Raw genomic sequence first — 13,141 nt, 5'->3', positions numbered from 1 at the left:
GGATTCGGCAACCGAGCACCGTGGCGACTCGGACGCACTACCGTTGACGACTATGAGGCGAAGGTCAGCACAGGTTGCGGCTGCGGCAGCGGGCTCTGTGGGAGCGCTGATGCTGACAAGCTGCACGACCAATGTCGATGTGCCGAAAACCTTTGCCGCCACGATAACGGTGACCGGTCAGGCAGAGCAGGCCGAGACGGTCTCTGGAGAGTGCGTGATCGACATGATTCGTGTTGCTCCGAACGACCAGATTCAGATTTTCGGGGGCAGCGGCGCTGCATCCACAAGGTCGGCACTCGAGGTCGAGGCAATCGATCAACTTCCCGACGGAATGAGCACCTGCTCCTACACCGCACATTTTGATGCCGTCCCCGCAAACCAGAGAAACTATGAGGTGAGCTTGGGCCACTTCTCTCCGGAGTCCTTCAGCTCAGATGAGTTGGAGAACGGTGTCACCTATCAACTTCGCCGGCCCTGACTGAACCAGTTCTCCCTCGCGTTGTATCCGGTCCGACTTTCACTGAGCTCGCTTGGTGGTCCCGTCGCCTCCGCGCTGTCGAGCCTTACCGGGGTTGATGTGGAGCCGAACACCCTCGTAGGCGACTGTGTACGGCACATCGTCGTCGTTGTCCGGGTCGCCGGAGTCCGCAGGATCCGGAAGTTCCGCGATCTGTTCGATGACGGTCTGGGCTCGCGCAGCACCGGGATCGAACATCTCCTGAAACGGCCCGACGAACGATCCGCCGAGTCCGCGGCGCTTCGCCCGAACGGCGGCCCACCCGAACACGGCCAACGGGCCGATCATGGCGAACAGCACTAACAAGTCCCACCCCATGCCCACGATCGTACCGACCGATCGGCATTGAGCGGTAAAAGTCTCGTCAGCGGTGCCGTCCCTCAGGCCATTCGTCTCTCGGACTGTGCCTTCAGTAGATCGGCCAGTCGATCAGGTGAAATCCGCTCACGAACTGCCTCCGTCACAAGTTCGGCCTGCGTCTGAGGCGTGAGGCCGTCGATCGGTTGGTCTCGGTCCAGATTGGTCGGGAAGGCGTAGCCCTCGGCCGAGGCGGCGACGGCACACCGAACTGCCTCGTCGGAACCTGCTTCGCTGAGAGCGAGCAGTGCCGGATAGATCGCGTTGACGAGCGCGTCCCGGTCAATGGTTCCGAGGGCGCGACCGAAGGCTGACGACACCTGAAGAAGATTTGCCATGCGCAGGACGTCGGCGGATTTGTTGTGGCCGGCGGCGTGGAACAGTGCAGGGTTGAAGAAGACGGCATCTCCCTTCTCCAAAGGTAATTGGACGTAATTGGCCTCGAAGAACTCCTTGAACTCGGGACGCTCGAACGCGAGGTATCCGGATTCGAATTGTTGGGAGTACGGCAGATATTTCGTCGGGCCCGTCTCGACCGGCATGTCCACATGGGCGACTGCACCTTGCAAGGTGAGGGCGGGGGTCAAGCGATGAACGTGCGCTCGGAACTTCGCAGCGACGTCGCTCGACATGAAACCGAGGTGGTAGTCGCGATGTGGATTCTGTGCGGCGCCACCGGGATTGACGACGTTGACGTCCGACGTCACCTGATACATGGGGCCGAGCCAGGCTTCCGAAGCTAAAGCGACAATGCTGTTTGCGTAGTAGTCGACGTAAGCCTTGGGATCTTCGAGCGCCAACTTCAGTTGTGCTCCCCAGATCCGGTCATTGGCTCCGGGTTTGGCGAAGTGATCCCCGGACGTCGCGCCGGATTCGTGTTGGCGCGCAATGAGTTCACGGAAGACCGCACTGGCGCGATCCAATACCTCCGCGTCGAACGCGCCTTGGAAGACCGTGATGCCTGGACCGGTGAGTAACGCGCGGGCGATCTCGTCCTGAATCTCCGCCCGGATTTCAGGATTCGACAATTTGTCGACCAGAGCATCCGAGCGGTAGAGAAGAACGCCGTCGGCCACCGAATGGGCGTACGGGTAATCGGCGGGGTCTGTCTCGTGTGCGACCAGAGCGGCGAAGTCTTCGATGTTGCAATCTTCTCGGTGCAACCTACCCGCGAACGGCACGGTGTGGTCGGTCAGTGCTGGAGTCATTCGGGGGCCTTCCTGCGGAGTTCACGATGTGCTGTGACTCAAAGACTGCCAAGGAAAAGCCATCGAAACTACCCCTGAAATCCATCAAAAAGACCTCAGGAAGCGCTCCCCGTGGACTCGACCGGTGACGGAAGATCTGCGCGCTACGACGGGATCACGTTCCCGGGGGAGGCCTAGAGTGTGAAGGCTTTCCGGAAGGCAGTGAGTGCGGTGTCACTGTTTCCGGATGCCCAGCCCTCCAATCCGATCGTGCCGGTGTAACCCTGCTCGGCGAGAACGCGTGCGATGGCTGGGTAGTTGATCTCGCCGGTTCCGGGTTCGCATCGGCCGGGTACGTCGGCCACCTGAATCTCCCCGATGTTGTCACCACAACGCCGCACGAGTTCGATGAGGTTTCCTTCGCCGATCTGTGCGTGGTAGAGGTCGAGCATCATCTTGAGGTTGGGGTGTGAGACGGATTCCACCAGTGCCAGAGTGTCTTTGGCTCTGGCCATCGGTACGCCAGGGTGATCGACGATCGTATTGAGATTCTCGAGGCAGAAGACGACTCCGGCGTCTTCACCCAGTCGCGCGATCTTCTCGAGAGCGCGTTGGGCCGTCAGCCACATCGCTTCCGTAGTTCGATACTGCGGGCGCGCGGCCTGTCCGTCGATCAGCTCGCCGGTATGGAAGTTCAGCCGAGGAACGCCGAGTTTCGCTGCCGGCGTGAGGCATAGCGCCGCTGTACGTACGAGTTCGGCGCTGCCCGCTTCGTCGAACAAATCGCCGTGAAGATAGCCGGTCATCGAGGAGAACCGAGCCCCGGTGGCGACCAGAGCATCGAGGTCCTTGTCTTGCCAACTCCAGATCTCGGCTGCGAACCCCGCCTCCGAGATCCGCCGAATGCGTTCGACGACAGGGAGTTCGGTGAACGTCATCTCGGCAGAGACCGCCAAATCGAAGGGGCTCACTGCGGCACCGACAGCAGCGATACGGGCAGTCCGGTTTCCACGGATTCTTTTGCAGCCAGTGCGATTTCCAGGGCGTTGCGCGCATCGAGACCGTCGACCGACGGCGCGCTGCCGGAGCGGATGCAGTCTGCGAAGTGCGCCAGCTGGGCAACATAGGCGTCGTGAAACAGTTCGATGTTCACCCGAGGTGTGTCGGCCCGAACGCCCGGTGAGCTGTAATGACGCATCGCGGTCCGCGTGACCTCGCCTGCACTCACCATTCCACCGGAACCGAAAACCTCGCCGCGAACGTCGTAACCGTAGGTGGCCTGGAAGTTGGCCTCGGCCGACGCGAAGGCGCCGTTGTCGAAGCGCAACTGAACCATCGACGTATCGAGGTACCCCTGCTCCTTGTACTGCGGATGGACGAGAGCATCGGCCTGCGCGAACACCTCGACGACGCGTGCCCCCGGGTTGAGCCAGAGCAGGGCGTCGAAGTCGTGAATCAGTGTCTCGTTGAAGATCGTCCACGGCTTGACTCGAGAGGCGACGTCGGCGGTGATTCCCGGATCGCGAGTCAGAGAGCGAAGTAGCTGCGGTGTCCCGATCCCACCGGAGGTGATCACGTCGTGTGCCGCGGCGAAGTCGGCGGCGAAGCGCCGGTTGAAACCGACCTGCAGCGCAACATTGTTCGCGGCGCATGCGCCGATTGCGCGATCGGCGTCCTCGAGTGTCAAAGCCATCGGCTTTTCGCAGAAGACATGCTTGCCGGCCTCCGCTGCTGCTACCACGAGATCGGTGTGAGTTGATGCGGGCGTACTGATGAGCACCGCTTCGACGGTCGGATCGGCAATCAGCTCAAGGGCGTCGGTGTACGCGCGGGCGTCGGGACTGACACGTTCGATCAACGACGCCGCAGCGCCGGGCGCAGGATCGGCGACGGCGACGAGACGGGTGCCGGGGATACGCAGCGCGACGGACTCGCCGTGGAAACGGCCGATCCATCCAGCGCCGATCAGACCGACTGCAACAGAGGCAGACATGGGGGCTCCGTTCGGAGTGAGGATGAGGAACTAGATCGTTCTAGTCGTGTCAGTAAAGCGCTGGTTGCCTCGTGCGTCAACGTTTCGGCGTGTATTCGCTGGAACGATCTAGTCTGTGGAGGTGAACAGTCGACGCCCCACCTTGCAAGACGTAGCAGACCTGGCCGGTGTGTCACGCGCACTGGTGTCCATCGTCATTCGTGATGTCCCGGGTGCCAGCGATGCGACGCGGGTACGGGTCAAGGCGGCCGCGGACGAACTCGGCTATCGACCCGACAACGCGGCGCGACTGCTGCGCCAGCATCGCAGCCGCCTGATCGGTGTCAGTTATGTTGCCGCGCAAACCTTTCACGCGGAGTTGCTCGACGAGATCTACGACGCAGCCGAACGCTTGCGCTACGACGTCGTTCTCAGCGCCGTCTCGGACCGCAGGCCTGGCTCGCGCGCCGTGCGCACCCTGCTCGACGACCGATGCGAGGCGATCTTGCTGTTGGGTTCGCAGGCGCCGGAATCGGAGATCGTCGACCTGGCGGCCAAGGTTCCCGTCGTCGTGCTCGCCCGGAAGATGCCCTCAGCACATGTGGACGTTGTCCGCACGGACGACGAGGCGGGCGCCGTGATGGCCGTGAATCATCTCGTCGGACTCGGGCACCGCTCGATTGTCCATGTCGACGGCGGACGCGGTCCGGGCGCCCAGGAGAGGCGTCAGGGCTACCGGAAGGCCATGCGGGCGGCCGGACTGGAATCGCGGATACTTCCCGGCGGCCTCACGGAGGAGTTCGGCGCGGACGCCGCGCGGTCGATGGTCGAACAAGGGATTCCCGGTGCGGTCTTCGCTTTCAATGATCGTTGCGCGCTAGGAGTCCTGGACGTCTTCTTGCGTGCGGGAGTCTCGGTGCCCGGCGACGTCTCCGTGATCGGATTCGACAACAGTGCATTGGCAGGTTTGGCGCACATCGATCTGACCAGTGTCGGGCAGGACACGGCGTTTCTGGGTGGCGCCGCGGTGGAGCGAATCTCCGAACGCCTCGACGGCGGAAGTGGACTCTTGGGCAGGGACATAGTCGCGCAACCACAACTTGTAGTTCGAGGTTCAACCGGACTCGTAGGGCGTTGACCTGGTTTTTCGACCTAAACTCGTTTGTCCGGTCTTTGATAAGCAGTCCTAATGTCAGAACAAACTATTGACATTCGACTGTGACGGGTATTACATCTTTCACATACAACCGAGCACCATCCGTTCGCGGGCCGTTGGTTGATGTCGAGAGGGAGTTCACATGTCGTTTCTCACGGGACGCAAGAGCGTTGCCGTACTGGCCGGAGCCTCAGTCGTGGTCTTGGGTCTGGCCGCCTGTTCCAGCACCGGCGGTAAGCCGGATTCTTCCGGATCCGGAATGGGCGCGGGTACGGCGGACACGCCCCGCGCCACCATTGCGATGATCACCCACGAAGTTCCCGGTGACACGTTCTGGGATCTGGTGCGCAAGGGCGCCGAAACCGCAGCGGCCAAGGACAACATCGAACTTCGGTACTCCGCCGATCCCGAGGCGCCGAATCAGGCCAACTTGGTTCAGAGTGCGATCGACAGCAAGGTCGACGGGATCGCCGTCACCCTCGCGAAGCCCGACGCCATGGTTGCCGCGGTCCAAAGTGCCACCGCCGCGGGCATTCCGGTGGTCGCCCTCAACTCGGGCCTCGAAACCTGGAAGGACATGGGCGTCAAGGAGTACTTCGGTCAGGACGAGTCGATTGCCGGTGAAGCTGCCGGCGAGCGACTCAACACCGAAGGTGCGACCAAGGTGCTGTGCGTGATTCAGGAGCAGGGCAACGTGAGCCTCGAATCACGGTGCGCCGGTGTGAAGAAGTCGTTCAAGGGAACGACGGAGATTCTCAACGTCAACGGCAAGGACATGCCGTCGGTGGAGTCGACCATCACCGCGAAACTTCAACAGGACCCGGCAATCGATCGAGTTCTCGCGCTCGGTGCGCCGTTCGCATTGACGTCCGTGACGTCGGTCGGCAATGCGGGCAGCAAGGCGAAGGTCGTCACCTTCGACACCAACGCGGCGCTCGTCGACGCCATCAAATCCGGTGACGTGCAGTGGGCAGTGGACCAGCAACCCTTCCTGCAGGGCTACCTCGCCATCGATTCGCTGTGGCTTTACCTCAACAACGGCAACGTGATCGGTGGTGGCTTGCCCACCCTGACCGGACCCGCGTTCATCGACAACACCAACATCGACTCGGTCGCCGAGTACGCCAAGAACGGAACTCGCTGATCCGGGCGCACGGAGGGCTGAGAGTCCGCCCTCCGTGCGCCTGTCCAGCACGGAAGGGAAATCATGTCCACTCAGGCAGATCTCGACCTTGCCGCCCATAAAGTCGTGACCGATGAACGGGTGAAGGAGCAAAAGCGCATTCAGCGTCTGCTGCTCCGCCCGGAGATGGGTTCACTTGTCGGCGCCATCGCCATCTTCATCTTCTTCTGTATCGTCGCGGCACCGTTCCGTACGCCGGAAGCGCTTGCGACAGTGCTCTACTCCAGCTCCACGATCGGCATCATGGCTTGCGCGGTCGCCCTGCTCATGATCGGCGGCGAGTTCGACCTCTCCGCCGGCGTCGCAGTCACCACGTCCTCGCTCGCCGCGTCGATGATCGCCTACAACCTGCACCTCAACCTGTGGGTGGGCGCGATTCTGGCGCTGGTCGTCTCGCTCGCCGTCGGATTCTTCAACGGCTACCTCGTCATGAAGACGAAGATTCCCAGCTTTCTCATCACCTTGAGTTCTTTCCTGATGTTGACCGGTATCAACCTGGCCGTCACCAAGCTCGTGAGTGGTCAGGTGGCCACACCCAGCGTCTCCGACATGGCTGGATTCGATTCCGCCAAAAAGGTATTCGCGTCGTCGTTCTCGGTCTTCGGGGTGTCCGTCAAGATCACGGTCGTGTGGTGGCTGCTGTTCACCGCGATTGCAACATTTGTTTTGTTCAAGACCAAGATCGGCAACTGGATCTTCGCGGTCGGCGGCAATCAGGACAGTGCCCGCGCGATCGGTGTGCCGGTGACCGCAGTCAAGATCGGCTTGTTCATGACCGTCGGCTTTGCTGCCTGGTTCGTGGGCATGCATCTGCTGTTCTCGTTCAACACCGTTCAGTCCGGTCAGGGTGTCGGTAACGAGTTCCTGTACATCATCGCCGCAGTCATCGGCGGTTGCCTGCTCACCGGTGGTTACGGAACCGCGATCGGCGCTGCGATCGGTGCATTCATCTTCGGTATGACCAACCAGGGCATCGTCTACGCAGGCTGGAACCCGGACTGGTTCAAGTTCTTCCTCGGCGCCATGCTGCTCTTCGCGGTCATCGCCAACAACGCATTCCGCAACTACGCTGCGAAAAGGTGACACATGAGTACCACAGCTGAAGTTCCCGCTCTCTCGAACTCGGGCGGCAACGTGCCACTGATCGAGCTCAAGGACGTCGGTAAGCAATACGGAAACATCATCGCGCTCAAGGGAATCAACCTGCGCGTCGGTGCGGGTGAAGTAACAGGCGTGCTCGGTGACAACGGCGCAGGCAAGTCCACGCTGATCAAAATCATCGCCGGTCTGCACCAGCAGAGCGAAGGTGAACTACTCGTCGACGGTGAACCGACAACGTTCCACTCGCCGAAAGAAGCTCTCGGCAAAGGCATCGCGACGGTCTATCAGGACCTCGCCGTCGTTGCGTTGATGCCGGTGTGGCGCAACTTCTTCCTCGGGCAGGAACTGCGCAAGGGCGGTCTGATCAAGTCGCTCGACGCCAACGCCATGCGCGCGACGACTCTTTCGGAACTGTCGAAGATGGGCATCGAACTACCTGACGTCGACGCACCGATCGGTAGTCTCTCGGGCGGTCAGCGTCAGTGTGTTGCCATCGCCCGCGCCATCTTCTTCGGCGCGCGCGTGCTGATTCTCGACGAGCCGACAGCAGCGCTCGGCGTCAAGCAGTCGGGAATGGTGTTGCGCTACATCACCGCTGCCAAGGAACAGGGATTCGGCGTCATCTTCATCACGCACAATCCGCACCACGCGTACATGGTCGGCGATCACTTCGTGCTCCTCAACCGAGGCAGGCAGAAGCTCGACGCCAAGTACGACGACATCTCACTCGAAGAACTGACCAAGGAGATGGCGGGCGGTGACGAGCTCGAGACGCTGACCCACGAGCTTCGCCGCTAGATCAAAACCTCGCGACTACAGCCTCGGTTCGAATCGAACCGAGGCTGTAGTCGTTTCGTCAGAGGATGGTCGTCGGCCGAACCTCGAGGCCGGAATGCATGTACGCCTCGTCGATCATCGTCATGTTGGCTACCGCGTCGCCCGGCCCGATCGGCAGCGCCGAGACCCCGGACAGATGATCGGCGAACGCTTCGAGTTGATAGGTGTACGACGACTTCGTGCCCAGATGCTCGACGCTCGTGCGCCCACCGGCCGTGACGGAGACACGGTCGTCGATGTCCGGCTGCAGGAAGTTGTGTACCAGGACGTCTCCTTCAGTGCCGAATACTCGGAAGGTGAAGTGATACCGCTCGTCCAACATCGTGGTCACCACGGATGCCGTGGCGCCGCTGGGGTATTCGAGTTCGATGTCGAACCACGAATCAACCCTCGGAGCATATTCCTCGTGGCGGGTCTCGGTCACCACTGGCGCACCACCACAGACGTCACTCAGCGTCCGGGAAGCATGTAACCCGTAGCAGCCCAGGTCCATCAGTGACCCGCCTGCCAAGGCGAGCTCCCACCGCGGGTCGTTCTCGGATGGTGTGGGCATCCGCAGTACGGTTTCCACCCGAGTGACCGCGCCGACGGCGCCGCTCCGAACCAGATCCAGCAGGCGCCGGTTCACCGGATGAAAGAGGTAGTGGAACCCCTCGAGCAGCGTCACGCCGCTCACGCGTGCTGCCTCGGCTACAGCACGCGCTTCCACCGCGTTGCTCGAAAACGGCTTCTCCGTCAGCACGTGCTTGCCGGCCTGAACGGCGGCGAGATTCCACGGTCCGTGCAGGCTGTTGGGCAGCGCGTTGTAGACGACATCCACCTCCGGATCCGAGATCAGCTCGGCGTACGAACCGACCACCCGTTCGATCCCATGCTGGGCCGCATAGGCTCTGGCCCGCTCGGGGTCGCGTGCGGCAACGGCCACCAGGCGGTGCCCGGTGGCCGTTGCAGGTTTGATCATCGCGTTCTCGGCGATGCGTGAGGCTCCCAGAATGCCTATCCGCAGCGGGGTAGGAGGTGTCACAGAACCGACCGCAGATACTCGACGCTCGCTCGCACATCGCGCACCGGTCCCTCGTCCGACGGCGCTTCGGCCAGAATGGTGTCCTGCTCGAGCACGTACCACCCGTCGAAACCGTGGCGCTGCAATATGGCTGTGACACCGGCGATGTCGACGTCGCCGCCACCGAGTGGACGGTACATTCCCGCCTTCACGCCGTCGGTGTAGGTGAGCTCACCTCTGCGAACGCGTGATGCGAGGGCATCGTCGACGTCCTTGAGATGCACGTGGGTGATGCGCTCGGGAGCTTGACGCGCCAGGTCGACCGGATCGGTGCCGCCGATCAACAGGTGGCCGGTGTCCAGGCACAGGGGGATGGCCGAGCCGTCGAGCACTCGCAGGACCTCGTCGCGCTGCTCGATCATCGTTCCGACGTGAGGGTGGACAACTGCCCTGATTCCGCGCTCGGCCGCGGCGTCGGTGAGGCGATCGAGATTGTGCAGCAGGGTTTTCCAACTCTGCTCGTCCAGTTCCGGGCGTGAATCGTAGCCGTCGGAACCCGTCGCGGCGGCCAGGACCAAAACTTCGGCACCCGAGGCGACGAAACCATCGAGGATGGGGGAGATGCCGGGAACCGGATCATGATCGCGATCATGCAGCAGTACCGGTGCGAACCCGCCGACTGCGCTCAGATCGTGATCCGCGAGCACCTTGGCCATTTCGGCGGGTGCAGTCGGCAGAAAGCCCTCCGGTCCGATTTCCGTTGCCGCCAGACCGACTTCGCGCATTTCCCGGAGGACTTGCGCAGGGTCGAGCTGGTAGCCCCAGCCCGGGACTTCGCACACGCCCCAGGAGATCGGTGCGCCGGCGATGCGAGGAGTGCTCATGTGTGTGCCTCATTCTTGTCGTGAAGGAACAGATCTTTGACTTCGGTGATCGTGACGGGCCGACCCTCGCGCAGAGAGTGCGTTGCAGCTTCGGAGATCCAGGCCGACTCGACCGCATCTGCGGGCGTGCACGGTGATTCCCGACGCCCGGCGACAACGCCGAGGAATGCTTCGAGTTCCACACGGTAGGCGGACGTGAAGCGGTCCATGAAGAACGTGTACGGCTCCTTCGAGGGGAACGATGTTTCGGGGTCGAGGGAGCGGAGTGGCAAGCGGTCGTCCAGCCCGGCAACGACGGAGTCCGCCGAGCCGAGTACCTCGAGTCGGCAGTCGTAGCCGCGGCCGTTGTAGCGGGTATTCGACACGACCGCGATGGTTCCGCCTTCGAAAGTGAGAACCGTTGCGGCGGTGTCGACGTCACCGGCATCGGCGATCCCGCGATCACCCTGATTCGAGCCGGTGGCAAAAACAGTGGTGACTTCGCGGCCGCTGATCCACCGTACGATGTCGAAGTCGTGGATCGAGCAGTCGCGGAAGATGCCGCCTGAGTGTTCGATGTACGAGATCGGCGGGGGAGCGGGATCGAGGGTGGTCGATCGGAGAGTGTGGATCCAACCGAGTTCTCCAGATCGAACCGCGTCGTACGCCGCCACAAATGACGGGTCGAATCGGCGCTGAAATCCGATCTGGACTGGTACCGACGTCTGCTCGGCAGTCGCGAGTACACGAACGGAGGATTCGATGGAGTCGGCTACCGGCTTTTCGCAGAACGTCGGGATGTCTAGGCGAACAGCGGCTTCGATCAATTCGGCATGTGAACTCGACGGCGCGGCGATCAGAACACCGTCGATGCCTGACGCTAAAAGCGCGTCGGGATCGGCAGCGGACTCCACGTCGAGTTCGCTTGCCACGTCCGAGGTTCGACGTGCGTCGACGTCGGTGACAACCAGTGCGTCGACGCCGTCCGTCGTCAGCAGGTTTCGGGCGTGGTAGCTGCCGATTCGTCCGAGGCCGATGACTCCGATACGAGCGCCCATCAGTCCAGCCCTCCGAAGACGTTCTGGTCCCAGTCGATGATCGAACCTGTCACGACTCCGCTGCGATCGGAGAGCAGGAAGACGACGAAGTCGGCGATTTCGTCGACCTGTCCGAGCTTGCCCATGGGGAGGGTGCTGCCTGCACGTTCCTGCCAATCGTCACCAGCGTCGTGAAAAGCTCTCTGCGTGAGGTCTTCTCCCTCGGTCTGTGTCCACCCGATGTCGAGACCGTTGATCCGGATACGATCCCAGCGATGCGCATGGGCGGCGTTGCGGGTCAGCCCCGCCAGCCCGGCCTTCGCTGCCACGTACGGCGCGAGATACGGTTGCCCGCCGAGTTCGGACGTGGAGATGATGTTGACGATGGACCCGGGGACCGCACGTTCGCGCATGTCCTTGACCGCTGCCTGCATCGTGAAGAACGGACCGCGAAGGTTCACCGCGATGTGCTGGTCGAAGAGTTCCTCGGTGGTGTCGAGCAGAGTGCCGCGCGAGGTGAGTCCGGCAGAATTGACGAGGGCATCCACGCGGCCGAAATGTGAGATCGTCTCGGCCACGCTGGCGAGCGCGGAATCGGTCTGCGCCACATCGGCTTCGATGAAGTGGGTTCCCGGAAGTTCTGCCTCGAGAGCTTTTCCGACGTCCGGGCGTCTGCCGGTGAAAGCCACCTGAGCGCCCTCACGGACTGCGGCGCGAACGACGCCGGCGCCGACGCCTTGCGAGCCGCCACTGACCAGTACGACGGTGTCGGCTAGGAGTGCGGGCCTGGTTACGCCCGGCGGAGAAGTCATGGGTTTAGTCTGGCTGTGACGAAGACCTCGAGCAACAGCGAAAAACCATCAAATATCCATCATCGTGAGGTAGTTGTGGCGCATCGATTCAAAGTACGGGAGATCGCTCAGCAGTCGGGCCTGAGTGAGGCCACCGTCGACCGGGTGCTCAACGACCGTCCTGGAGTTCGTGAGGGCACACGATCGGAGGTTCGCCAGGCGATCACGGACCTGGAACGTCAACGCTCGCAACTGAAACTGGTCGGGCGTACGTTCATCGTCGACGTCGTGTTGCAAACCCCCGCAAGGTTTTCCGACGCCGTCCGTGACGCGCTCGAGGCCGAACTGCCGACCCTTGCGCCTGCTGTTGTTCGTTCTCGGTTCCACTTTCGTGAAACCGGTTCGGTCGAAGCGATGACGTCGACGCTCGACAAGATTCGCCGACGCGGATCCCACGGAGTCATCGTCAAGGCTCCCGACACTCCGGAAGTCGTGGCGGCGATCGACCGGTTGGTGGCGGCAAGGATTCCGGTCGTCACGTTGGTGACCGACGTTGCCGGCAGCAGGCGAGCCGCCTATATCGGCATCGACAACCGAGCCGCCGGAGCCACCGCCGCGTACTTGATAGATCAGTGGCTGGGGGATCGGGAAGGCAACGTGCTGGTCAGCATGAGCAGCGGGTTCTTCCGCGGAGAGGAAGAACGGGAGATGGGATTTCGCTCCGCCATGCGAGTCGCGGCTCCGCATCGACGGTTGATCGACATTCCGAACAGTGACGGTCTGGATCAGACGAGTAGGAAACTGGTGCGAGCGGCACTCGAATCCGATCCGCAGATCCGTGCCGTGTATTCGATCGGTGGTGGCAACCTGGCCACTGTCGACGCGTTCGAAGAACTGAACCGGGAGTGCAGTGTCTTCATCGCCCACGATCTCGACGGTGACAATCGAAAGTTGCTGGGGGAGAGGCGAATATCGGCGGTGCTCCACCACGATCTGCGTGCGGATGTTCGCACTGCCTGTCAGGTGGTCATGAAGGAACACGGCGCCATGGGCGCTCACTTCGGCTTTACGACGTCACCGGTTCAAGTCGTGACACCGCTCAACATGCCCCCGACATAGCTGTGCGCGGCTAAGGAG

Annotated in this window: 14 protein-coding genes; 6 read left to right on the top strand and 8 right to left on the bottom strand. The window is 62.1% G+C overall.

All coding sequences use genetic code 11. The features are described from left to right. The first annotated feature begins 97 nt into the window (after window positions 1–97). Window positions 98–478, top strand: a complete 381-nt coding sequence (locus tag RWT78_RS10615; RefSeq protein WP_230359700.1) for a hypothetical protein — start codon at window positions 98–100, stop codon at window positions 476–478. Window positions 479–517: 39 nt separating this feature from the next. On the opposite strand, the gene RWT78_RS10610 is transcribed toward RWT78_RS10615, so the two are convergent. The 4 genes from RWT78_RS10610 to RWT78_RS10595 all read right to left on the bottom strand — a co-directional run bounded on the left by RWT78_RS10610 (window position 518) and on the right by RWT78_RS10595 (window position 4,054). Then, window positions 518–835 carry a hypothetical protein gene (locus tag RWT78_RS10610; protein WP_235808399.1) on the bottom strand — a complete coding sequence of 106 codons (318 nt, stop codon included), beginning with the start codon at window positions 833–835 and terminating at the stop codon, window positions 518–520. Window positions 836–897: 62 nt separating this feature from the next. Continuing rightward, window positions 898–2,082 (bottom strand): phytanoyl-CoA dioxygenase family protein, encoded by a 1,185-nt coding sequence (locus RWT78_RS10605; RefSeq protein ID WP_314675550.1) that lies wholly within the window; start codon window positions 2,080–2,082, stop codon window positions 898–900. Between the two features lie 173 nt (window positions 2,083–2,255). Beyond that, window positions 2,256–3,032 carry a TIM barrel protein gene (locus RWT78_RS10600; RefSeq protein WP_314675549.1) on the bottom strand — a complete coding sequence of 259 codons (777 nt, stop codon included), beginning with the start codon at window positions 3,030–3,032 and terminating at the stop codon, window positions 2,256–2,258. Then, entirely contained in the window at window positions 3,029–4,054 is a 1,026-nt protein-coding gene (locus tag RWT78_RS10595) for a Gfo/Idh/MocA family oxidoreductase (RefSeq protein WP_007727343.1), read from the bottom strand. Before RWT78_RS10595 ends, RWT78_RS10600 begins: the two co-directional genes overlap by 4 nt. Window positions 4,055–4,169: 115 nt before the next feature. Here RWT78_RS10595 and RWT78_RS10590 point away from each other — a divergent pair, with 115 nt between their 5' ends. From RWT78_RS10590 to RWT78_RS10575, 4 genes are all read left to right on the top strand, one after another. Next, the gene (locus RWT78_RS10590) at window positions 4,170–5,171 is read left to right on the top strand and encodes a LacI family DNA-binding transcriptional regulator (RefSeq protein WP_007727340.1); all 1,002 of its coding nucleotides are present in this window, start codon (window positions 4,170–4,172) and stop codon (window positions 5,169–5,171) included. A 160-nt stretch (window positions 5,172–5,331) separates the two neighbouring features. Next, window positions 5,332–6,333 (top strand): substrate-binding domain-containing protein, encoded by a 1,002-nt coding sequence (locus RWT78_RS10585; RefSeq protein WP_007727338.1) that lies wholly within the window; start codon window positions 5,332–5,334, stop codon window positions 6,331–6,333. A 63-nt stretch (window positions 6,334–6,396) separates the two neighbouring features. After that, on the top strand, window positions 6,397–7,455 hold the full coding sequence (locus RWT78_RS10580) for an ABC transporter permease (protein WP_003940759.1): 1,059 nt from the start codon (window positions 6,397–6,399) through the stop codon (window positions 7,453–7,455). A 3-nt stretch (window positions 7,456–7,458) separates the two neighbouring features. Beyond that, window positions 7,459–8,271, top strand: coding sequence for an ATP-binding cassette domain-containing protein (locus RWT78_RS10575; protein WP_007727336.1), 813 nt, complete (start codon window positions 7,459–7,461; stop codon window positions 8,269–8,271). 58 nt (window positions 8,272–8,329) lie between these two features. On the opposite strand, the gene RWT78_RS10570 is transcribed toward RWT78_RS10575, so the two are convergent. The 4 genes from RWT78_RS10570 to RWT78_RS10555 are packed head-to-tail and all read right to left on the bottom strand — an operon-like array spanning window position 8,330 to window position 12,025. Continuing rightward, window positions 8,330–9,334 (bottom strand): Gfo/Idh/MocA family oxidoreductase, encoded by a 1,005-nt coding sequence (locus RWT78_RS10570; RefSeq protein WP_314675548.1) that lies wholly within the window; start codon window positions 9,332–9,334, stop codon window positions 8,330–8,332. Next, window positions 9,331–10,197 carry a TIM barrel protein gene (locus RWT78_RS10565; RefSeq protein ID WP_007727332.1) on the bottom strand — a complete coding sequence of 289 codons (867 nt, stop codon included), beginning with the start codon at window positions 10,195–10,197 and terminating at the stop codon, window positions 9,331–9,333. Before RWT78_RS10565 ends, RWT78_RS10570 begins: the two co-directional genes overlap by 4 nt. Beyond that, the gene (locus tag RWT78_RS10560; RefSeq protein WP_314675547.1) at window positions 10,194–11,234 is read right to left on the bottom strand and encodes a Gfo/Idh/MocA family oxidoreductase; all 1,041 of its coding nucleotides are present in this window, start codon (window positions 11,232–11,234) and stop codon (window positions 10,194–10,196) included. The genes RWT78_RS10565 and RWT78_RS10560 overlap by 4 nt, the downstream gene beginning before the upstream one ends. Beyond that, window positions 11,234–12,025: an SDR family oxidoreductase gene (locus RWT78_RS10555; RefSeq protein WP_047890271.1), complete on the bottom strand. Its 792-nt coding sequence runs from the start codon at window positions 12,023–12,025 to the stop codon at window positions 11,234–11,236. The genes RWT78_RS10560 and RWT78_RS10555 overlap by 1 nt, the downstream gene beginning before the upstream one ends. A 75-nt stretch (window positions 12,026–12,100) precedes the next feature. Between RWT78_RS10555 and RWT78_RS10550 the strand changes: the two genes are divergently transcribed. Next, window positions 12,101–13,123: a LacI family DNA-binding transcriptional regulator gene (locus RWT78_RS10550; protein WP_314675562.1), complete on the top strand. Its 1,023-nt coding sequence runs from the start codon at window positions 12,101–12,103 to the stop codon at window positions 13,121–13,123. Window positions 13,124–13,141 lie beyond the last annotated feature (18 nt).

This window comes from uncultured Rhodococcus sp. (assembly GCF_963525155.1).
Classification (GTDB): Bacteria; Actinomycetota; Actinomycetes; order Mycobacteriales; family Mycobacteriaceae; genus Rhodococcus_F; species Rhodococcus_F qingshengii.
Note: the sequence above shows the minus strand (reverse complement) of the source record. Positions and strands in the feature narration are given on the sequence as shown.